This is a genomic window from Empedobacter sedimenti (assembly GCF_030005555.1).
Classification (GTDB): domain Bacteria; phylum Bacteroidota; class Bacteroidia; order Flavobacteriales; family Weeksellaceae; genus Empedobacter; species Empedobacter sedimenti.
In genome coordinates, this window is the sequence record NZ_JASCQG010000008.1 from 60,152 (window position 1) to 81,764 (window position 21,613).

Here is a 21,613-nt window from a genome sequence, read left to right on the forward strand (position 1 = left end):
TGTTATTTTAGTGTCCATTTGTATTTTGCGAAATCGTCTTTGCGATCGACCACCTGAAATTTTCCTTTTGGTGTCGGAGGTTTACTCTTTTTATCACCTCCTTCATCTATTTCTAATTTCCCTACCACTTCTAATGTAATGCCTATAAAAGACACAGAGCCTTCTACAAAAACTAGATTTTCTGTGTTAACACCTGTTTTTGCTTTAAGTTCTAGTCCTGTTTCTCCTTTCCCAGATAGTTCGCCACCAATACCTCCTACGGTTTCTCTGTCACCTTTACCGTCTATAAAAACTATTTTTTTTACAGAGGCTTCTATCTTCATCCCAAGTTCTAGTCCTATACCCAGCGTTACTTTAGGTTCAAGTGTAGTATTATAGGCATTATAGAAATCTACACTCAACTTTAGGTCTACTTGTCCAAATGCGTAGATATTAAACCACATCCGCGCGCTAACGTCCAAAGGTGTGAAAGAGGTAATTGCCAATTCCGCAACATCTTTCATCACTTCTAAGGCTAAAATAACATCTCCTACAACTGGTATATAGTGCATAGCAGCAATAAGGTCAATACCTCCTTTGCCTTTCAGAAGAGGTCTTAGTGCAATATCTGCACTACCAATTACGGCAACTTCTTTTTCACCTTTTGGTACTTCAAATCTCCATGAACCACCTACATGTAATGATGGTAAACTGAAGTCAATAAAAACTGGTAAAATTGCTTTTTTCCCTACTTTCGCAATCATTTTTTGGGCTCCTGCGCCGGCGCCAGTTACAACTTTGTTTTTGTGAGATAAAAAGTCGAGCATTGTTTTAACAGCAGAAATTGCACTTAGGTAGTTTCCTATTTTTTGCTCTAAACCAACGCTCAGATCTGTTACCTCACCTTTGATAGTCGATTTGATGTGCATTTCTACTTTATAATCGACTAAATTGGGATTACTACTTTTGTAAGCTCCTTTTGTTTTCTTTTCGTGATCTGCTTTTTGAGGACTATGTTCAATATTAACTGCATCATAGGCTAAAGAATCTGCAGGTACAATTAAAATAAAGGCTTCCCATTTAATATCAGGAAAAACTCTAACCTTTGCAATTTGATTGGGGTATCGACATGTAGAAATGGGAACAAAATAGGTTTGAGCTAGTTCTTTGAATAATAAAAAATAGTTAAATGCCCAAATACTATCTAAGATTCCATCTAAATCGCTTCTTCTATCATAACCTAAATATTGCGCAAGTTTGGTATCATAAGATTCATTGTAAAAGTAACTTAACTTTTTGAATGTAAATGTTGCCGATTTTTCGGCTTCGTTCTCTACAATTGTAAAATCTTTACCTTCTTGTAAATCTAATACATCGCGAACATCGTATTCTGATACAGCAACTAGATCATAGTCGCCTTCTTCTTCTGTATCAGGTTTATATTCTACATTCTCATTTTCGTAATTGTTCTCTGATTGAGGAAGCTCTTGTTTTTCGTGTATTGGAATTTTATTAATCTCGACTCTTGTGTTATCAACCTTTACCTTAGTTTCCTCTTGTTTACTTTCTCTTAAACTTTCTTTCTCTTTGCTTACAGGAAATCTATGTCGTGCTGAAAGAATTTTATTTGTTCTAAAAATACTATGTATATCAGTATGTTTTTTTCCATCTTCTAATAAAATACCTTGACAAAAAACATTGTTATGCTCCAAACCTTTTACTACAACATCTACAGTTGCAGTATTGTGTCCTGCATCGCCCGCAACTACATCATAATAAAGATTTGTATTATCTGCAACTGTTTTTTCTAGTTCTTTAAAAATTATTCGCTTTTTACTTTCATCTTTACCTCCATCTTGCTGTATGATAATTTCTGTAAAATGACATGGATCAAATTCTTTTTTTGTAAAAATCACATCACCTATGTACTGAATCATGTTTGATTTCTCTGTTTCCTTAAAAGCTGCAATATCAAATGCAGATTTTTTTACAGAAAAGAAATTACTTGTTCTGTATCTAACATTATGTTCTTGATCGCTAGAATTCCCATAAATTGTATAGTTATTTTCTCTAATATTAAATTTAGAGAATGTATTTGTTGTCTTATCTATCAATTGTATTTCAACAGAATAATTTCTGTTCTCAATTCCTGTGTGATAAATGTCTTTCCACTGCTCTTGAATATCTAAATTAAATTCTAGAGTACTATTTAACCATCCTGAATTTGGTCCAATAAATTTACTATGAAGCTTAGATAGCGATTCTACTAATAAAGGATTTTTTTGTAATACTGAACCATTATCTCCATCTGTTAATAATACGCTTAAATCACAATTTTCAAAAAAACTATTATTTTCTAACTTGGAATTACAAAGTCGATGTAAACTAATTCTTAGTTTAACTGATTCACCATAAAAAAAACTTTTATCTGTCACCTCATTCTCTTTCGATTTCTTTGTGTCAATATCTGTTTGAATCTCAAAATAACCAAATCTGACAATAGGATCTAGATAAGGTACAATTGTAAAATAAAGACCTGCATTGGGTATTTTATTAAAAACTTCTACCCTATATCCATTTCCAATCCATGAATTTATTTTACCTGATTTTTCGCTAAATTGAAATTGTAATGATTTTCCTAATTTGTATTGATTTCCAATTCCTAAATAAGGAACATTTTCTGAGCTTCTGTTTTCATTAAAATATCCCCATTCAGTATAGATTTCTTTTCCTTTCTTTTGAGCCGTATCAAAAAATCCATCAGAAAGATACGCCCATTTAGCAGTGTTAACTTTTTCTTCTAAATTAGTTGAATCTCTATCAAAAAATTTTGAATCAGCTTCTATATAAAATTCATAAGTAACATCTTTAGGAATAAAAATAATATCACCGACTTCTATAAACTTGTTATGAATTCCATCTATTTTAAGTCCGCACCTTATAATACCTTTTCCCATTTTACTTAGCATTTAAAAATTCGTAAGGATCTTGGTCATCATAATTTCTCATATCAACAACAGGATTTACATGCACTTGTAGTTCATCATCTGCATTTTTGAAATTCTTTTTGGTAGGTTCACCAATTTGTCCTGATTTTAGGATACTAATACAATCTTTTCCTCCAATAGGGCAGGTAGCCTTACTGTCTTCTAACAAAATATAGCCTCCTGGCGGATCATATTTTTCTTTTTCGTAATAGCCACTCCATTCCGTTACAATTGTTTGACAAGGTTTAAAACCACCTGGAGTTGGTTGTTTTTTACAAGGTCCGAAAGTGTTTTTTTCGAAAGTAGTGCCGATATCTTTATGGGTTGCAGCAAGTTTGCTATTACCTTGGTGGTCATTAAGGTAATATTTTTGTTGTGTAAGTACTTTTAATTTATCAGGTGTTGTACCATATTTACATAAGCACATTGCACCTTGTACAACTTTTTCTTTAAGTGCCATAGGTAGTAGTTTGAGTAGTATAAATTTAAACAAAAATTTTAAAAAACAGTATTGATTACCAATCGTTTTCTAAATTTTCAAAATTATCAAATCCCCATTTGTTTGGTGGTAATTTCACCAATCCTCCAGTAATAAAAGGACTATCAGCTGTTAATTTTTGGTCTTTGTATATTTCAGTATTTTGTTGATATTGAGTAAATTCAATTCGTTTTACGATTGTTTTATTTTCTAAAACATCTTTAGTATAAATGGTAAATGTTGCACGTGTATGCATCGAAAAATGATGAAAAATATCTAAATCATATTCAACATTTAACTGCATATAAATTTCTAAACTTTCTGGTTTATTTACAGGATAAAAATATTTAGGCGCCTTTTGTTCTATACTATTAAAACTAATTATAAACGAATAATAATCAGTCGGAATCTTTTCTATTTTCTGAATTCCTTTGAATCGAATGGGAGATTGATAGGGAATAACAGCTAAATATAGATCGGTCTCGATTGTTCTTCGCTCTCCATAATTAACTAATTTAGGATGAAAAAATAAATTCCAAAACCAATCATGGTGCAAACTTTTTTCTAGTTGAGATTTGTTTTCAAATTTATCATTAACAGTTTCAAAAAAAGAGCTTAAAGCTTCACTTTCATATTTTTCAGAAATTATTTTCTGTTGATTCTTCCAACGATTCTGGATTTCATCGTAATTTAAAATTTCATTTGGTGTTTGACCTTTTTCGTTCAACTCAACCTTCAATGGATAAATGGATTGAGTGATTGAGTTTGCGATGATTTCATTTATTAAATCAGGTTCATGTTGATTATAATAAATTGATTTTTTATCAATGAATAATTCACCTTGATTCAACATTATTTTTAAATCAAGGGTCAACTCATAATCAATTCGTTTAAATGGAATTTGGTCATTTTCTTTGAAGTATTTTACAGAAACGCCATATTCTCTTTTTTCTAGTCCTTTAGGTTTGATTCGAATAGAATTTATTCTGTTTCGGATTTCTTTTTTTGAAAGGTTAATCTCATTCATTGGTAGTAGGTCGTTAGTTTAGAATAGCTTATCTCCTTGAGTTTCCAGTTCCATATCCCATCAACACATCGTATCGTTGTCCCCAAGGGCGATAATAAAATAAGGCTTGATATTGGTTTTCGGTTTGCCAAAAACTTCCGCTCACATAACTTGGATCGATTTTACCTGTTTTGGTATTTTTTACGACATATTGGTAGTTATAATAACCTTGTTTCAGAAATTGTTCTGTAACCCAAAGTCCTGTTTTCTCATCTTTTTCTAACTTAGAATCAGCATCAATTAGCCATTTATTGAAAGCTCCGACTACATAAGGTTCGTATAACCCATTTTGATCTTCAAAAGCTTCTAAAGCAAAATAAACCCAAGCGTAATCTGCTTCAGAATTTGCTGCATATTCGTTTCCATAACGATTATTTCGAATGAAAAAATTACCATCAATATCTGGATAATCATCGTAGGGCAAATTATATTTCGGAATATCTGCACGTAAAACAGTATGATAAACGCTATCCTTTCGGAAAGAGCTTTCTGTTGTTAAACTTGGTACTTCTAAGTTTTTATTATCAAACCAATTGTATTCTGCTCCACCTGGAAATAAAATATTCGTATCATTGTAACTTAATTGGTTATTTCTTGAAAATGTAGGGCGATCAATAAAATAACCTTCATTCCAATTATTATTTTTCATTAAAAATAATTTTGCTCCATCAGGAGATTCAGTCAAATTCTGAGTTCCACTTGTTACTTGAATTTGTAAACGCTGATTCAATTCTTTAACTGTTGGATTATTGTAACGTGAAACCATCACTCCTATATCTGTAACTGGTTGATAAACTGAAAATCTTTGTGTAAAAATTACTTTCGAATCATTTTCTAAATACACTTTCAATACATAATTTCCTGCCAATTTTACATTCATTTGATTATTCGGAAATTGAATTTGGTAATTGGTATATTTCTGATAGGTATTGAAAGAGTTTTTATTTGTTCTGGCATAATCAGAATTTACTCCTGACAAAAACTCAGATTGAAAAATATTTGATTCGGACCAATCTGCATTTCGGTGTTCGATAGAATATTGATAACGTTTATAACCAGCATTTGTATCATCAAATAAGAAAATTAGATACTCGTTTCCTCCAATTCGAATAATTGGAGTGTTATCGTTTGTTTGAGGATTAAAAATTTGTAATGTTTTAATATTTTTTGGTGGTTTTACTTCTTGAAATTGACCAAAAACTATCGAAGTCAATAGACAAATTATTATCGAATAGAATTTCATTTTCCTTATTACTTTGATGGATAAAAATACAAAAAAAGCGCATGCCTTTTTACAAAGACATACGCTTATATAACTCTAAAATTTATTTTTTAGTACAAAGCTGGAAACTCATTTGGTTTCGCTTCGCGCATCAATTCATAAATTTGTTCTGTAATATCATCAACTGAAGGTTTTGAGAAATAATCCCCATCAGTTGCATAGGCAGGACGGTGAGCTTTCGCTGTAATTGTCAATGGCGCACTATCTAATGTAAAATATCCACCTTGTTTCTCGATAATTTCTTGTAACAAGAAAGCACTTGCTCCACCAGGAACATCTTCGTCAACAATCACTAAACGATTCGTTTTATTCAAACTTTTCGCTACATCTGCATTAATATCGAAAGGTAATAAAGATTGCGCATCAATTACTTCAACAGAAATACCTAATTGCTCTAATTCTTTCGCTGCATCCATCACAATTCTCCAAGTAGAACCATATGTTAACAAGGTTACATCTTTTCCTTCTTTTGTAATTTCTACTTCACCAATTGGCGTTGTAAATTCTCCAATATTAGTTGGCGCAGGCTCTTTTAGACGATAACCGTTCAAACTTTCTACAACAATTGCAGGCTCATCTGCTTGCATCAATGTATTGTAGAAACCTGCTGCTTTTGTTAAATCACGCGGAACTAAAACATTCACTCCACGAACCAAATTCAAGATTCCTCCCATTGGCGAACCAGAATGCCAAACACCTTCTAAACGGTGACCACGTGTTCTGATAATCACTGGTGCTTTTTGACCTCCATTCGAACGATAAAGCACTGTTGCTAAATCATCAGAAATCCCTTGTAAACAATAAAGGATATAATCTAAATATTGAATCTCTGCAATTGGACGTAAACCACGCATGGCTAAACCAATTCCTTGACCAAGAATTGTTGCTTCGCGAATACCAGTATCCGAAATACGATCAATTCCATATTTTGCTTGTAAACCTTCTAATCCTTGGTTTACATCTCCAATATTTCCTGCATCTTCACCAAAAACTAAAGCGTTTGGATATTTTTCGAAAAGTTTATCAAAGTTATCACGAACAATTACACGGCCATCTTCCAATTGTTGATTGTCAGAAAAAACTGGTGCTACTTGAGGAACTTGTGTTGCAGTTCCTGAAATTAATTTAGTTGAATAAATTTCTTCTTCGCGTTTCATTTTAACATCTAACCAAGAAATTAATTCTGCCTTAGAAGTTAATTTTTCTGAACGAGTTAAACGAATTACTTTACGAACTGTTCCATAAACATCACGTTTAAATGGGCTTTTCTTTGATTTTAGATTACTAATTTCAATATTAATAAAAGCACTGTTCGCACTTTCTGAAGCAACTTTTGTTAACAATTCTAACGCTTGATTCTTTAGCTCTAAAATTGGATTTAAGTAATCGTCCCAACATTGTTTTTGAGAAGCTTTTACTTCAGCTTTTACTTCAGCTTCTAATTGGTCTAGTTCTTCTGCAGAAATAATTCCTTCAGAATGATCTGCAAAAGCTAAAATATATTCACGGAATTTTGTGATTCCATCAAATTCTTTTTCCCAAGTCAAACGTTCTTCTGATTTATAACGCTCATGCGAACCTGACGTTGAGTGACCTTGTGGTTGTGTACATTCTTGTACATGTACTATACATGGAATATGATGCTCGCGTGCAAACTTTTCAGCACGTGTATAAGCGTCAATTAAAGCAGGATAATCCCATGCTTTTACTGTAATAATTTCGTAACCTCTTTCGTTTTCAGTTCTTCCAAAACCTGATAATAATTCAGAAAGATTAGATTTTGTACGTTGAAATTTTGCTGGAACAGAAATTCCGTAACCATCATCCCAAATAGAAACAACCATTGGTACTTGCAAAACTCCACCTGCATTTATTGTTTCCCAAAAATGCCCTTCAGATGTACTTGCATCACCAATTGTCCCGAAAGCGATTTCATTTCCACTGATAGAAAATTGATTTTCTATATCAGCTTGTGGCACATTTCTGTAATATTTTGATGCTTGAGCTAAACCTAACAAACGTGGCATTTGCCCTGCTGTTGGTGAAATATCAGCGCTCGAATTTTTTTGTTCTGTTAATTTTTTCCAAGAACCATCTTCATTTAAAGAGCGTGTTCCAAAGTGAGATGTCATCTGACGACCACCAGATGCAGGCTCCTTCTCTAAATCAGTTAAAGCATACAATTGTGCAAAAAATTGCTCAACAGTTAACTGTCCAATTGCAAACATAAATGTTTGATCACGGTAATATCCTGAACGAAAATCTCCATTCTTGAATACTTTTGCCATTGCAATTTGTGGTAATTCTTTTCCATCACCAAAAATTCCAAATTTTGCTTTCCCCGTAAGCACTTCTCTTCTACCTAAAAGACTTACTTCACGAGACATAAAAGCCGTTCTATAATCACTAATGATTTGACTTTTAAACTCTTCGAAAGTAATTTTATTTACCTCTTTTGTTTCCATTTCTTTTGTTTGTTGCATCACAAATTTAACAAAAGAAATGAAACTTACACTATAGAGTTTTCGTCTTATCGAAGATTTAGAATAGGGTTATTATCGAATAAACGTCTACAAAACATCCTATAGAAAGAAAATATTACTGAATTAAAGCCTTGTTATTATATCTATTCTTACTATTATATTTTTTGTTTAATCAGAAAAAAACGATTCGTTATAGTTATATAAAAAAATTCAAAAAAATGAGCTGTTTAGTAAGACAAAAGATTTTTTTTAAAAAAATAATCTTAAAAGATGTTTTACTTCTGTTTATACAGGGACTTTTAATCAATAATACTTTTAAGAATAATCATTAATAAAAGCTTCAGTAAGTACTTAAGCTTTTTTATTTTGTTAAAACTTGAGAATAAAATTCTATAGAATTATTCATTTTCGGTCTAAAAGTTAAAAAATTTTGTTAAAAAAGACTTCAATTAACATTTTTAAAACTTTTTGGCACCATAATTTCTTAATGTTAAAAACAATAAAAAACAATTAACCTTAAATATTAAACAAGATGGAAGGACTAGAAAACAACAATCAACAAAATAATAAAGGAAAAAACGGACTAGTTTTACCATTAGCTTTAGTTGGAGTATTACTTGCAGGTAGTGTGGGATATAATGTTTATCAGGCAAATCATATTGGTTCGTTAGAAAAGAATGAATCTTTGAATTCTCAAATCCTTAAAAATGAAACAGGTCAAAAAGATCAAATCAGAAGACAATATGATTCGATTTTAAATGATTATACACAGTACAAAGCTCGTATTGAAGATCGTAACAATTTATTAGGCGATAAAGAGAATATGATTCAGTTAAAGAATCAAGATATTCAACAAATCCTAGACAAAGATAATCCTACAGCTGAAGAAATGAATCGCGCACGTAAGATGATTAACGATTTAGAAGGAAGTGTAAAAAACTATAAATCTGAAGTATCTCGTTTACAGAAAGAAAATGCAATCTTAGTTCGCAGTGTTGATGATTTAAATAATAAAAATGCTTCATTAACTTCTGATAACAATAACTTAAGAGAAAACAACAAAGAGTTAACTTATAACTACGAGACAGAAAAAAGTGTACGTCAAAAAGACAATGCTATTTCTAAAGGTAAGATTAACGAGTTAAGCTCAACTTTATCTGTTTCTAACCAACAAATAAAAGGTATTCGCGTAAGACATAGCGGAAAAGAAGTTGAAAAAACACGTGCAAAACGAATTGATAAAATTCGTGTTTCTTTTGATGTTGATCGTAATTCTAGAACAGAATCTGGTGATAAAAAATTATTTGTGGCAATCTATAATCCTGACGGAACATTAGGACGTTACGGAAATGCACAAGGTGGACAACTTGAATTAAGATCTGGTGATACAGCTGATTTCTCTGATGCAATTAACTTTAATTATACAAACGGTCAAACTAAAAACATCACGTTTGATTGGGAAAACGAAAACTTCCAAAAAGGAGTTTACACGTTTAATGTATATGAAAATGGTTTCAAAATTAGTCAAGCTAAGATTACTTTAAACTAATCTCAACATATTTTATAAAATGAAAGCCTTGCAATGCAAGGCTTTTTTTATTTATTTTTTGTCTTTAACTTTTATCTACCCCCTCATCTCTACGATATAATTTCGGTAATGTTTCAACAGAACTTGTTCTTTTCGGAATCATTTTTATATAATTCTTCGCTTTTGTTTCTTTTATATCCGTCAATACATAAAGAAACTCTTGTTTTGGAGATTTTTCATCAATTATTTTACCAATCATCTTCACTTCTAACACCAAAAATCCTTTAAACTGATAATACAAAGGACTTCCAGACAAATCTTTTAGTTTTGTCAACCAAACCGAATAATAATACTTATCATCTTCAAACGTATATTCTTTCGCATCCAAATCTAATATTTTCTTTGTATTTCTTGTCGGCGTTAAAGTAGGTTCTTTTAATGCTGATTTTAATGGAATCTCGAAATACTCAAAGTTTTCATAGCTCAAATCATTTTGATAATCATTTAGCAACCATTCTGGTCGTAATGGCCTATCCATCCCCTTTTCTCCTTGACTATTACTTATTTTTTTGGGTGCTTCTATCAAACTAAAGTCTTTTCCTACATATACTTCAGTCGTTTTTTGGGTACTTGCATTTTTGTTTAATTCATCAAGATTAATATCAAAACCTTCGATAGCCTTTTTCGGAAATTCAACTTTACGATGAACATCATACGATAATTGATAATCTGTTTCTTGTGCAAAAAGCGAAATAGTTAAGACAGAAAATAATAATGACAAGTAGTTTTTCATAAAAGTGTTTTTGTTGATTTTAAAATAAATATAATTAAAAACTATAAACACAAATGTTAATCTTTTTCAACTCTATTATTCATTTCTTTTTCCCTTTGTTCTATCAAAGCATCATACTCTGCTTTTGTCATAAACTTTTTAGGTGTTAACTTCTCAAAATCAAAAGATTTTTCTTCAGATATGTTTTTTAAAACATAAGACATTTTTCTTTCAGTAATAGTTTTAGAATCTTTTGATTTTTTATTGATTATTTCTGCTTCTACAACAACATATCCTTTGAACTGAAAATAAATAGGACTAACTGTTAAATTTTGATGTTTCACCAACCAAAAATGATAATTACACGACGTATCTTCTGCAATAAATTCTTTTGCATCAAGACCTAAAACCTTTTTAGAATTTCGTGTTGGTTTAATAATAATCGTTTTAATTGAATCTTTTATATATGTTCCTACTCCTACTGAATTTTCGTATGAATTATTCGTTTCAAAATCATTCAACAACCAATTAGGTTCTGGCTCTATTGAAATAAACGATTTGTTTTGTTCGTTATTAATTTTCTCTACTAATTTCACAAGTGAGTTTAATGAATTTGCTGTCACTTCAACTTCATAAGATTTATTTAGCTCCGCAACAATAATTGCATAATCATCTGGCAACATATTAGGATTTTCAACCCTATCTAAAATCGTTTTCTGATGAAAATCGTATAAAAATCGATAGGCTTTTTCTTGCCCGAAAACTGCGCTCGAAAGTATAATTAAGGTTATTACAAATAGTTTTTTCATTTTTTATGATTGGTTTTGAGAATCTAAAATAATATATATATCATTTAAAATGTGTTAATCTTTCTCTTCAAATTTGATAAAGAAATTCTTAATCATTTTTTAAATATTATCTTTAAAACATTATTGAATAATTTTATTACTGATTATGATTAAAAAATTTTTACAACTTGGATTCGTTTTAATTGGATGTTCTTCACTTTTTGCACAAACCGAAAAACCTTCGGAAATATTCTGGAAAAACCTCGAAAAACATTGCGGTAAAGCTTACGAAGGCAAATTACCCGAACATATTACACGCGATGATTTTGCGGGCAAAAAATTGACAATGCATGTAAAAAGTTGTTCAGCAAACGAAATTAAAATTCCGTTCAATGTTGGTGATAATTATTCGAGAACATGGATTTTAACGAAAAAAGATGGAATCATCACGCTAAAACACGATCATCGTCATAAAAATGGAACTTCGGAAACGATTACATTTTATGGAGGAACAAATACCAATTTTGGTTTCAAAGATTTCCAGATGTTTCCAGCCGATCAAGAAACAGCGAGCTTAATTGATTATGCTTCAACAAACATTTGGTGGATTACTTTAGATGACAAAACGTTTAGTTACAACTTGCAAAAAGCGGGTTCTAAAACCCCTTTTAACGTCTATTTTGATTTGACAAAAGAAATAGCAATTCCACCTGCGCCTTGGGGTTGGGGAACGCCACGATAAATAAAAGAGCTTTTCAGCTCTTTTATTTTTTGATCAAAATATCTGCATTAATTGCTGGCGTAATTCCTAAAGGTGTTTTTTGCCATTTATCAGAATCTCTTGTTTTATACAAACATTTCGTAAGCAAAGCACCACTAAAATAAATTGGGTTTTCAACTTTTGTTAATAACTCTACTTTAATGAAGAAATCGTCTTGATGTTTAATATTCAAATCTCGCAAATCCATCGAAAAAATATCATCTTGCTGGTATTCTTTTTTTACCATTACTTCAAAAGGTTTTTCTAAAATTGACTGATCTGGTATTCCTTTATTCATGGTTGTTAAATCGACTCTCAAAAGAATAGAATCTAATCTCAAACTATTACTAAAATTGAAATTAATGCGCTGAAAAGTGAATTCTTTTTTGGGTGCAGAAATTGGAATTGCAAATTCTTTGGTAAACTTAGGAAGCGAATCTTTATCAAAATTAATATCAGCAGTTAAACCAATTTGTACTGTTTTTGTCTTGGTATCCGAACCAACACGTTTCAACCGAAATTTGCTTTTATCATACAGAATGGTTTCGTGCAATTCTATTGTATCTTTTTTATAATCTTGTGCACTTGCAAACGTTATAAAACATAAAAAAAGGAAGTAAATTTTTGTCATCTATTTGGTTTTTAAATCATTTATCAATTTTATAAAATATAGATGTTCAAAATTCACAAAGATTACACAATAACATGTTAAAGTTCAATTAAGATTATTATGAATTATTTTAAAAAAAATATCCTTTTTTTACATAATTTTAATAGAATTATTTAACTAAATGAAAATAAAGTATCTTCTATATCTATTTTTTGCTTTAAATTCAATGCTAATTTCTGCGCAAGAAGTTGGACTAAAATTAGCTGGAGGTATAAAATCTGAAACAATTCCGTTTCAATTAATCAAAAATTTGGTTGTTATTCCTGTTAAGCTAAATGGCCATAAAATGAATTTCATTGTAGATTCTGGTTTAAATGAAACGATTTTATTTGGTCAATACAATGATGCTATCAATCATAAAGCGCTCAAACAAATAAAACTAAAAGGTTTGGGCAACAATGATAAAGGAACAATTGGTTACTATTCTTCTCAAAATTCTATGATAATTGGTAAAAACTTTTACAATCTAAATTTACCTGTTATCATAATTCAAGATCAAGATTTTAATTTATTTTCACGATTAGGAATTGATGTTCATGGAATTATTGGTTATGATTTTTTCAGGAATCAACCTATTAAAATTAACTATTCAAAACAACAAATCACGTTTTACAAATCTATTCTCAATGTCAAAAAACTAAATAAATACGAAGCGAGCAATTTAGAAATTAGCTCAGAAAAAAAACCTTTTGTAGAGATAAACTTTACGCATCAGCACGATTTTACACTTCAAAAAATGCTAATTGATATTGGAAATAGTGACGGACTTTGGTTATTTGAAGATCAGTTACCTCAACTAAAAACTCCTAATGATGCTTTTAGTGACGAATTAGGAAAAGGTTTTAGCGGTTCGATAAATGGTATAAGAGGCACAATAGAAAATGTAATGATAGGCAAATACCAATTAAATAACCCTTTGATCTCTATTCCTGAAAAAGAATCTATACAATTTATTAATATTAAAAATAACCGCAAAGGTTCTATCGGAAACGAAATTTTACGACGATTTTCTATCATTTTAGATTACAATAATTCTAAATTTTATTTTCGTCCCAACAAAAATTTTAAAGACGATTTTCATTACAACAGAAGCGGTTTAACAATTATTCATTCTGATTTTGACTGGAAAAAGGAAGAAGTAAAAGTAAAACTAAATATGAATAGTAAAACGATTCAAAATACAACAGAGAGTCAAGTAAATTATCGCTTTGTTATGAAACCTGTTTATAAAATAGAAGCAGTTCGTAAAAAATCGAATGCAGAACAAGTTGGTCTCAAAGCCAACGATCAATTAGAACGTTTAAATGGAAAACTTGTAAACAAAATGACATTATCAGAGATTGAACATTTTATGCAAATTAACGAACATCAAGAAATTTCAATTGAGATCTTGCGAAACAATCAACCCATGAAGTTCAAATTTGTATTAGATATTCCGTTCACGGAATAAAAAAAGAGTAACGTTTGGTTACTCTTTTTTTGTTATTCCTCTAATTGATTTAGGATCTTTTCTAACTCGATTAGATTCTTTTTATAATACATCGAAATCCACCATTTTAATAATAAAACGCAAATTAAAACATAAAAAAACAGTGATAAAGTAATGTATAAAAAGAATTGAAATTGATGTTCAAACTGAAACGAATTTGGATGCTGGATATACGAAATACCAACCAACATTAACACTAAAATAAAAATAATAAACGAATAAATACTGTAAATATCAATCGCAGATTTGTAATTATAATAAAACCAATTGATGTTCTTTAACGAATTATATTCCAGATGATATGATCTTTTATAGAACTTAAAAATATAAATAAACGGAACCAGAAAAGTCAACGAAACACATAACAATGTCCACCAAATTGTTAGCGAATTTGCTTCAAATAAAAAAGGAAAAGCAAATAGAAATACCAAACCTGATAACTGAAAATAAAACTCATTTTTCAAGGTTTTTCTTACTTTATCAATAATGGTATTTGCCTTTTGATTAAGCTTAATATTTGGATCTATCTTCACGTCTTCCGAAGGCTGATTGTCCCATTGTTTTTGTAATTCATCAAAATTCATAGCCATATTTTTTTATGATGATTTGTATTTTTTCTTTTGTTCTATTCAATTTTACACGCGCATTTACTTCTGATATTCCCAAACTAGAGCTAATCTCTTTATAATTTTGTCCTTCTAAAAACAGAAAGATTAACGCTTTTTCTACTTTATTCAATTCGTGAACTGCTTTATAAAACAATTCTAATTGTGTTTCCTTTTCGTTAGAATCTACCTCATCAACTTGATCTATATTTTCTAAAAAAGTATATCGATCAGCTTTTTTCTTTTCTTTTCTAAAATATGTTAACGCCGTATTCAGCGAAACACGATACATCCAGGTAGAAAATTTAGACTTTCCTTCAAAACGGTCAAAAGCCTTCCATAATTGCAAAACAATTTCTTGAATCAAATCATTCTGATCTTCAGAATTATCCATATACATCCGAGCGACTTTGTGTAAAATCCCTTTGTGTTGTTCGATTAATTCGAGAAAATAAATTTGCTTTGCCTCCAAAATAGGTTATTTTACTTTCTTTAAAGCGATCTGTTCATCATCGATAAATAGAATACAATTTACTCCAAAAAACTCTTGTAAAATATTCACCTTAATTTGAAATTTTTCATTGTTAGAATTTTTCAAATGTCCCGTTAAAATTGGAGTTGAAAAATAATTGATTTGATAATCTTGTAATTTGTCATTCACAAAAAGTTTTTCGCCAGAAAACCAGTTATTTTCGATTCTAATTACATTATTTTCAAAAGTTGCTTCCCAAATAGATTTCATCGTTTAATTATTTTAGTGTTTACTAGTAAGTACACATAAAACAAAAACGTTACAAAAGTTTTGAAAAAAAAATTATAATTCCATTTTTAACCAAATTGGCAAACTGAATTCCTCTAGTAAATGCGCCAATTGAAACTCTTTGTAGGTATCTTTCGTTATCCACGCCATTTCTTCTATCTCAGAAGCAATTTTAAGCGTTTCTAATGACTTTAATTTAACATGAAATACATTTGCATAAACTTCGGTATTCGCTTCGTTAACGGCTACAGAAGTGTGTTCTCCTAAAAATGTAACATTATGTAGTAAAATATCAACATTAATCTCTTCTAAAAATTCGCGTCGAAGTGTTGTCAACAATTCTTCATCTTGCTCTCGTTTTCCACCAACCATCTGAAAAAATTTTGATTTCTTTTTTCGGACAGCTAACATTCTACCTGCTTCATCTGTAACCAAAGCGTTCACCAAATAAATATGATTCATCGTTATGCGTTATGCGTTATGCGTTATGCGTTATGCGTTATGCGTTATGCGTTATGCGTTATGCGTTATGCGTTATGCGTTATGCGTTATGCGTTATGCGTTATGCAAAAATAAAAAGTTTGGAACAAAAAAAAGCCTCACAATAAGTGAAGCTTATAAAAGTTGGCGATCCGGACGGGACTCGAACCCGCGACCACTTGCGTGACAGGCAAGTATTCTAACCAACTGAACTACCGGATCAGAAATTATAAAAAATATATTGTGTAAAAGAACGAACTTTTTGCGATCCGGACGGGACTCGAACCCGCGACCACTTGCGTGACAGGCAAGTATTCTAACCAACTGAACTACCGGATCAGAAATTATAAAAAATATATTGTGTAAAAGAACGAACTTTTTGCGATCCGGACGGGACTCGAACCCGCGACCACTTGCGTGACAGGCAAGTATTCTAACCAACTGAACTACCGGATCAAAATCTGTATCGATTTCGGATTGCAAATATAGGCGGTTTTCTGATAAAACCTAAACTTTTTTCAAAAAAAATCTCGGAAATTTTGCATCCGAGATTCTTTTATTTCAAAATCAACGATTTAATTTATTATAAAATCGCGTTTAATTTTTCTACTAATTGCTCTTTTGGAACAACTCCGACAACTTTGTCTACTACTTCTCCGTCTTTGAAGAATAAAATTGTAGGAATATTGCGGATTCCATATTTTGCTGCAACTTCTTGGTTTGTATCTACATCAACTTTACCAATAACTGCTTTTCCTTGATATTCTGTAGCAAGCTCTTCCACAACTGGACCAACCATTCTACAAGGACCACACCAAACAGCCCAAAAATCAACCATTGCTGGTTTTCCTGACTCTATAATATCTGATGCAAATGATGCGTCTGTTACTTCTAATGCCATAATCTTATATTTTTTTATCTAATCTTAAGTTTACAAATCTACACAATTTTTCAGTTCATCAAAATTTGGAATGATATAATCTCTCAATTCTCTAATAGATGAAACAAATAATTAATTCAATTTGAATGATATTTCCTCTAATTCGTCTAATTCTTTCAACAAATCGCGGTTGATATTAATTTTGATTTTACTGGCTGGTAAATCCAAATTGTTCAAATAATCTTTTGGATCTATTAATTGAATTTTTAATAGTTTATCTCCTTGATATTTGAACATAATATCTGATAATTTGCTAAATGTTTCTTCCGAAAATTCTGGAACTTCAATCTTCACCGTCATTTTTTCGGCTTGTTTTTCCACAATTTCATTCAACAATAAAATATTCGTAATATTCTTATAAACACGACCTTGCGTTACATTCCCTTCTTTATCTTTGAATTCTTTTTTAGTAATACTCAATTTCAAATTCAAGAACATATTTTCTTGCATAAAGTGTCTATACTTCATGTAATCGCTTCCGAAAACCATAATATCCATCGAATCGGTGTAATCACTAAACGTAAAAATACCAAACTCGTTTCCATTCTTGGCAATTCTATGTTGAATATTTGACATCATTCCACAAATCGAAACTTCTTTGTTGACAAAATTATCTTCGTTTGTGTTGATATCAGAAATACTACAATTTGATGCCATTTTCAACTCATGTTTGAAATCGTCCAAAGGATGAGCTGAAAGATAAATTCCTACAACTTCTATCTCTCTTGAAAGACATTGTAACATATTCCATTTCTCACAATCTGGCAACATCGGAACCACATCTTCTACAACAGAATCTCCTCCAAAATCACCAAATAAAGAAGTTTGAGAAGAGTTTTTTTGCTCCTGATAATTTCCTCCATATTTGATTAATTTCTCCAAATTCGTCGTTGTATTATCGATAAAGAAATAACGTCCACGATGAAATTCAAACGAATCAAAACCTCCAGCCAAAACTAAATTTTCGATTGTTTTTTTGTTTACCGTTCTTAATTCGACACGTTTCACGAAATCGTAAATATCTTTGAACGGACCATTTTCTTCACGTTCAGAAATAATCGAATTTACCGCAGCATGTCCAACTCCTTTTACAGCACCCATTCCGAAACGAATCTCGTAATTTTCGTTCACGTTAAACTTCGTAATCGACTCGTTGATATCTGGTCCAAGAACCGCCAATCCCATGCGTTTACATTCTTCCATAAAGAAGGTAACTTGCTTGATATCATTCATATTATTTGAAAGAACAGCCGCCATATATTCGGCAGGGTAATGCGCTTTCAGATAAGCTGTTTGGTACGCAACCCACGCATAACACGTCGAGTGCGATTTATTGAAGGCGTAGGATGCAAAGGCTTCCCAATCTGTCCAAACTTTTTCTAAAATCTTAGGATCATGCCCTTTTTCTGAAGCTTGCGCAACAAATTTTGGTTTCATTTTATCCAAGACAGCTTTTTGCTTTTTCCCCATTGCTTTACGCAGAACGTCGGCATCACCTTTCGAGAAACCTGCTAATTTTTGCGAAAGCAACATTACTTGCTCCTGATAAACCGTAATTCCGTAGGTTTCTGATAAATATTCTTCCATCGCATCCAAATCGTACTGAATTGGTTCTTCACCATTTTTACGGCGAACGAACGACGGAATATATTCGATAGGACCCGGACGATAAAGGGCATTCATGGCAATTAAATCCGCAAAAACTGTCGGACGTAAATCCTTCATGTATTTTTGCATTCCGGGAGACTCGTATTGGAAAACTCCAACCGTTTCTCCGCGCTGGAAAAGCTCATATGTTTTTTCGTCATCAATCGGAATTTCATCCGGATTAATCTCGATTCCTGTTCTCGCTTTTACTAATTTGATGGTATCTTTAATCAAGGTTAAAGTTTTCAACCCCAAAAAGTCCATCTTCAATAATCCGGCGCTTTCTGCAACCGAGTTATCAAATTGTGTTACATATAAATCTGAATCTTTTGCCGTTGTTACAGGCACAAAATTCGTAATATCATCTGGCGTAATAATTACCCCACACGCGTGAATCCCCGTGTTACGAACAGAACCTTCTAAGATTTTTGCTTGCTGTATCGTTTCTGCAGCTAAATCGTCTCCATTCGATAAACGTTTTAATTCGCTTACAGCATCAAACTCTTCTGGTTTTAAGGCTCCTTTTAATGCAGCTTCATCTAAATTGAAGATTTTAGATAACTTCATATTTGGAATCAAACCTGCAACACGATTGGCATCAAACAATGGTAAATCCAATACACGCGCAGTATCTTTAATCGAAGATTTTGCCGCCATTGTACCATACGTAATGATTTGCGCTACCTGATTCGCTCCATATTTATCAATCACATAATCCATTACCAACGATCGACCTTCATCATCAAAATCGATATCGATATCGGGCATAGATACACGGTCAGGATTCAGGAAACGCTCAAAAAGTAAATCGTACTGAATAGGATCTAAATTGGTAATCCACAAACAATAGGCAACTGCAGAACCCGCAGCAGAACCACGTCCTGGACCAACAGAAACGCCCATTTCACGTGCCGCCGCAATGAAATCTTGTACAATCAAGAAATAACCCGGATAACCCGTTTTCTCAATCGTTGCTAATTCAAAATCTAAACGTTCTTTAATCTCATCTGTTAATTCGGGATAACGTTTTTTCGCACCTTCGTATGTCAGATGTTTTAGATAAGCATTTTCACCACGTTTTCCTCCATCTTCGTCATCCTCTGCATGGTGAAACTCTTCAGGAATATCAAATTTTGGAAGTAATACATCGCGATAAAGCGTGTACTCTTCAATCTTATCAATGATTTCTTGAATATTAATAATCGCATCAGGAACATCTTGAAACAATTGTTTCATCTCAGCTTCAGACTTGAAATAATATTCTTGATTTGGCAAACCAAAACGGAATCCACGACCACGACCAATCGGTGTAGATTGCTTTTCTGCATCGCGCACACACAACAAAATATCGTGCGCATTCGAATCGTCTTGATTAATATAATAGGTATTATTTGTCGCAACAACTTTTACATTGTGTTTACGCGCAAACGCAAGCAAAGTCTGATTAACACGATCTTCATCTTCTTGTCCGTGACGCATCAATTCGATGTAAAAATCATCGCCAAATTGCTCTTTCCACCAAAGTAAGGCTTCTTCGGCTTGCTTTTCACCAAGATTCAAAATTTTATTTGGAACTTCACCTTGTAAATTTCCAGACAAAACAATCAAATCTTCTTTATATTCTTCAATAATCGCTTTATCAATTCGAGGCACATAATAAAAACCATCTGTATATGCCTTCGACGCCATTTTTGCTAAATGATGATAACCATTTTTGTTCTTTGCAAAAACAACAATTTGATACCCGTTATCTTTTTTAGATTTGTCTAAATGATTCTCACACACAAAAAATTCTGAACCAATAATCGGCCTAATCAATACTTCCGTTGGTTCTTTTCCTTCTTCAATTAATTCTGCATTCTTTTCTTTTGCTGCTTTGTTGTGATTCTGAACTGCTGCATTAAAATGGAACGCACACATCATATTTCCATGATCGGTAATTGCAACTGCAGGCATTTTATTCTTTGCTGCAGCGCTCACCAAATCGTTTACAGAAATGGTTGATTGTAAAATTGAGAATTGTGTGTGATTATGTAAATGTGCAAATTTTGCTTGTTCAAACTGCGCTAAAACTTCTTTCGAAATTTCAACGACCTCATCACCTCCATCTTCTTTAGCTTTAATTTTCGCAATTTCTTCCGAAGCCTTTTTAAGATTGACGTGATTTAGTCCAACTGGCTGAATATTTGTTTCATTAATTGTATTAAATCGAACAAAATATTCGTCTTCAACTTCTAACTCATTTTTTGTAAAAATACCTTTACGAATCAACTCGAAAAAACAACGCGTAGTCGCCTCCACATCGGCAGTTGCGTTATGCGCTTCACCAAATGGAACACCAAAAAGATATTGATGCAACTCTGTTAAAGTTGGTAATTTGTAACGACCACCACGACCACCTGGAAGTTTCAATAACTCAGCAGTCACCTCGGTACAGGTATCCAAAACAGGTTTTTCAGCTAAATTATTTTCATAATTCAGACGATAAAATTCGGCTCCCATGATGTTAATATCGAAACCTAAATTTTGTCCAACAATGAATTTAGCTTTACCTAAAACTTCGTTGAATTTATCTAAAACTTCTTTTAATGGAACACCTTTTTCAGTTGCCAAATCAGTCGAAATTCCGTGAATACGCTCAGAATCGTAAGGAATATCAAAACCATCTGGACGAACCAAATAATCTTGATGTTCAATAATTTGTCCCATTTCATCGTGCAATTGCCAAGCGATTTGTATACAACGCGGCCAGTTGTCGGAGTCAGAAATCGGCGCATTCCAATCTTTCGGAAGACCAGTTGTCTCTGTATCGTATATTAAGTACATTGAGTTTTCGTTTGAATCTGTAAATTTACGAAATCTTAGCAGAAGATTTTCTTAAGATAAGTTAAGAATAATT

General features: G+C 31.9%; 17 protein-coding genes and 3 tRNA genes. 3 read left to right on the forward strand and 17 right to left on the reverse strand.

Translation table 11 applies throughout. From position 1 onward, the window contains the following. Nucleotides 1-2 precede the first annotated feature (2 nt). From QHG34_RS08930 to QHG34_RS08950, 5 genes are all read right to left on the reverse strand, one after another. Nucleotides 3-2,936, reverse strand: coding sequence for a hypothetical protein (locus QHG34_RS08930; protein WP_282629831.1), 2,934 nt, complete (start codon nucleotides 2,934-2,936; stop codon nucleotides 3-5). A gap of 1 nt (nucleotide 2,937) precedes the next feature. Then, complete coding sequence (locus QHG34_RS08935) at nucleotides 2,938-3,426, reverse strand: DUF4280 domain-containing protein (protein WP_282629832.1); 489 nt, start codon at nucleotides 3,424-3,426, stop codon at nucleotides 2,938-2,940. A 55-nt stretch (nucleotides 3,427-3,481) separates the two neighbouring features. Then, the gene (locus tag QHG34_RS08940) at nucleotides 3,482-4,471 is read right to left on the reverse strand and encodes a hypothetical protein (RefSeq protein ID WP_282629833.1); all 990 of its coding nucleotides are present in this window, start codon (nucleotides 4,469-4,471) and stop codon (nucleotides 3,482-3,484) included. Nucleotides 4,472-4,499: 28 nt separating this feature from the next. Next, nucleotides 4,500-5,723 carry a type IX secretion system plug protein gene (locus tag QHG34_RS08945; RefSeq protein WP_282629834.1) on the reverse strand — a complete coding sequence of 408 codons (1,224 nt, stop codon included), beginning with the start codon at nucleotides 5,721-5,723 and terminating at the stop codon, nucleotides 4,500-4,502. A 119-nt stretch (nucleotides 5,724-5,842) separates the two neighbouring features. Then, on the reverse strand, nucleotides 5,843-8,257 hold the full coding sequence (locus tag QHG34_RS08950) for an alpha-ketoacid dehydrogenase subunit alpha/beta (protein ID WP_282629835.1): 2,415 nt from the start codon (nucleotides 8,255-8,257) through the stop codon (nucleotides 5,843-5,845). 550 nt (nucleotides 8,258-8,807) lie between these two features. Here QHG34_RS08950 and QHG34_RS08955 point away from each other — a divergent pair. After that, nucleotides 8,808-9,824 (forward strand): coiled-coil domain-containing protein, encoded by a 1,017-nt coding sequence (locus QHG34_RS08955; RefSeq protein WP_282629836.1) that lies wholly within the window; start codon nucleotides 8,808-8,810, stop codon nucleotides 9,822-9,824. 64 nt (nucleotides 9,825-9,888) lie between these two features. On the opposite strand, the gene QHG34_RS08960 is transcribed toward QHG34_RS08955, so the two are convergent. Together QHG34_RS08960 and QHG34_RS08965 are read right to left on the reverse strand one after the other, a co-directional pair. Continuing rightward, on the reverse strand, nucleotides 9,889-10,596 hold the full coding sequence (locus tag QHG34_RS08960; protein WP_282629837.1) for a hypothetical protein: 708 nt from the start codon (nucleotides 10,594-10,596) through the stop codon (nucleotides 9,889-9,891). A gap of 56 nt (nucleotides 10,597-10,652) precedes the next feature. Beyond that, nucleotides 10,653-11,384 (reverse strand): hypothetical protein, encoded by a 732-nt coding sequence (locus QHG34_RS08965; RefSeq protein ID WP_282629838.1) that lies wholly within the window; start codon nucleotides 11,382-11,384, stop codon nucleotides 10,653-10,655. Nucleotides 11,385-11,529: 145 nt separating this feature from the next. Between QHG34_RS08965 and QHG34_RS08970 the strand changes: the two genes are divergently transcribed. Beyond that, nucleotides 11,530-12,105 carry a hypothetical protein gene (locus tag QHG34_RS08970; protein ID WP_282629839.1) on the forward strand — a complete coding sequence of 192 codons (576 nt, stop codon included), beginning with the start codon at nucleotides 11,530-11,532 and terminating at the stop codon, nucleotides 12,103-12,105. Between the two features lie 22 nt (nucleotides 12,106-12,127). Here QHG34_RS08970 and QHG34_RS08975 read toward each other — a convergent pair whose 3' ends face one another. Next, on the reverse strand, nucleotides 12,128-12,754 hold the full coding sequence (locus tag QHG34_RS08975) for a hypothetical protein (RefSeq protein WP_282629840.1): 627 nt from the start codon (nucleotides 12,752-12,754) through the stop codon (nucleotides 12,128-12,130). Between the two features lie 205 nt (nucleotides 12,755-12,959). Between QHG34_RS08975 and QHG34_RS08980 the strand changes: the two genes are divergently transcribed. Then, nucleotides 12,960-14,243: an aspartyl protease family protein gene (locus tag QHG34_RS08980; protein ID WP_282629841.1), complete on the forward strand. Its 1,284-nt coding sequence runs from the start codon at nucleotides 12,960-12,962 to the stop codon at nucleotides 14,241-14,243. A 32-nt stretch (nucleotides 14,244-14,275) separates the two neighbouring features. Here QHG34_RS08980 and QHG34_RS08985 read toward each other — a convergent pair whose 3' ends face one another. The 9 genes from QHG34_RS08985 to dnaE form a co-directional block, all read right to left on the reverse strand. Then, entirely contained in the window at nucleotides 14,276-14,872 is a 597-nt protein-coding gene (locus tag QHG34_RS08985; RefSeq protein WP_282629842.1) for a hypothetical protein, read from the reverse strand. Further along, on the reverse strand, nucleotides 14,856-15,287 hold the full coding sequence (locus tag QHG34_RS08990; RefSeq protein ID WP_407080909.1) for an RNA polymerase sigma factor: 432 nt from the start codon (nucleotides 15,285-15,287) through the stop codon (nucleotides 14,856-14,858). The genes QHG34_RS08985 and QHG34_RS08990 overlap by 17 nt, the downstream gene beginning before the upstream one ends. Before the next feature lie 78 nt (nucleotides 15,288-15,365). Then, nucleotides 15,366-15,629 (reverse strand): hypothetical protein, encoded by a 264-nt coding sequence (locus QHG34_RS08995; RefSeq protein WP_282629844.1) that lies wholly within the window; start codon nucleotides 15,627-15,629, stop codon nucleotides 15,366-15,368. A gap of 72 nt (nucleotides 15,630-15,701) precedes the next feature. Beyond that, complete coding sequence (locus tag QHG34_RS09000) at nucleotides 15,702-16,109, reverse strand: NUDIX hydrolase (protein ID WP_282629845.1); 408 nt, start codon at nucleotides 16,107-16,109, stop codon at nucleotides 15,702-15,704. 163 nt (nucleotides 16,110-16,272) lie between these two features. Continuing rightward, a tRNA-Asp gene (locus tag QHG34_RS09005) sits at nucleotides 16,273-16,349 on the reverse strand. Between the two features lie 43 nt (nucleotides 16,350-16,392). After that, nucleotides 16,393-16,466, reverse strand: a tRNA-Asp gene (locus QHG34_RS09010). Nucleotides 16,467-16,509: 43 nt separating this feature from the next. Continuing rightward, nucleotides 16,510-16,583, reverse strand: a tRNA-Asp gene (locus QHG34_RS09015). Between the two features lie 127 nt (nucleotides 16,584-16,710). Then, nucleotides 16,711-17,028, reverse strand: coding sequence for a thioredoxin (gene trxA, locus QHG34_RS09020; RefSeq protein WP_038331009.1), 318 nt, complete (start codon nucleotides 17,026-17,028; stop codon nucleotides 16,711-16,713). A 111-nt stretch (nucleotides 17,029-17,139) separates the two neighbouring features. Next, nucleotides 17,140-21,540 (reverse strand): DNA polymerase III subunit alpha, encoded by a 4,401-nt coding sequence (gene dnaE / locus QHG34_RS09025; RefSeq protein WP_282629846.1) that lies wholly within the window; start codon nucleotides 21,538-21,540, stop codon nucleotides 17,140-17,142. Between the last annotated feature and the right edge of the window lie 73 nt (nucleotides 21,541-21,613).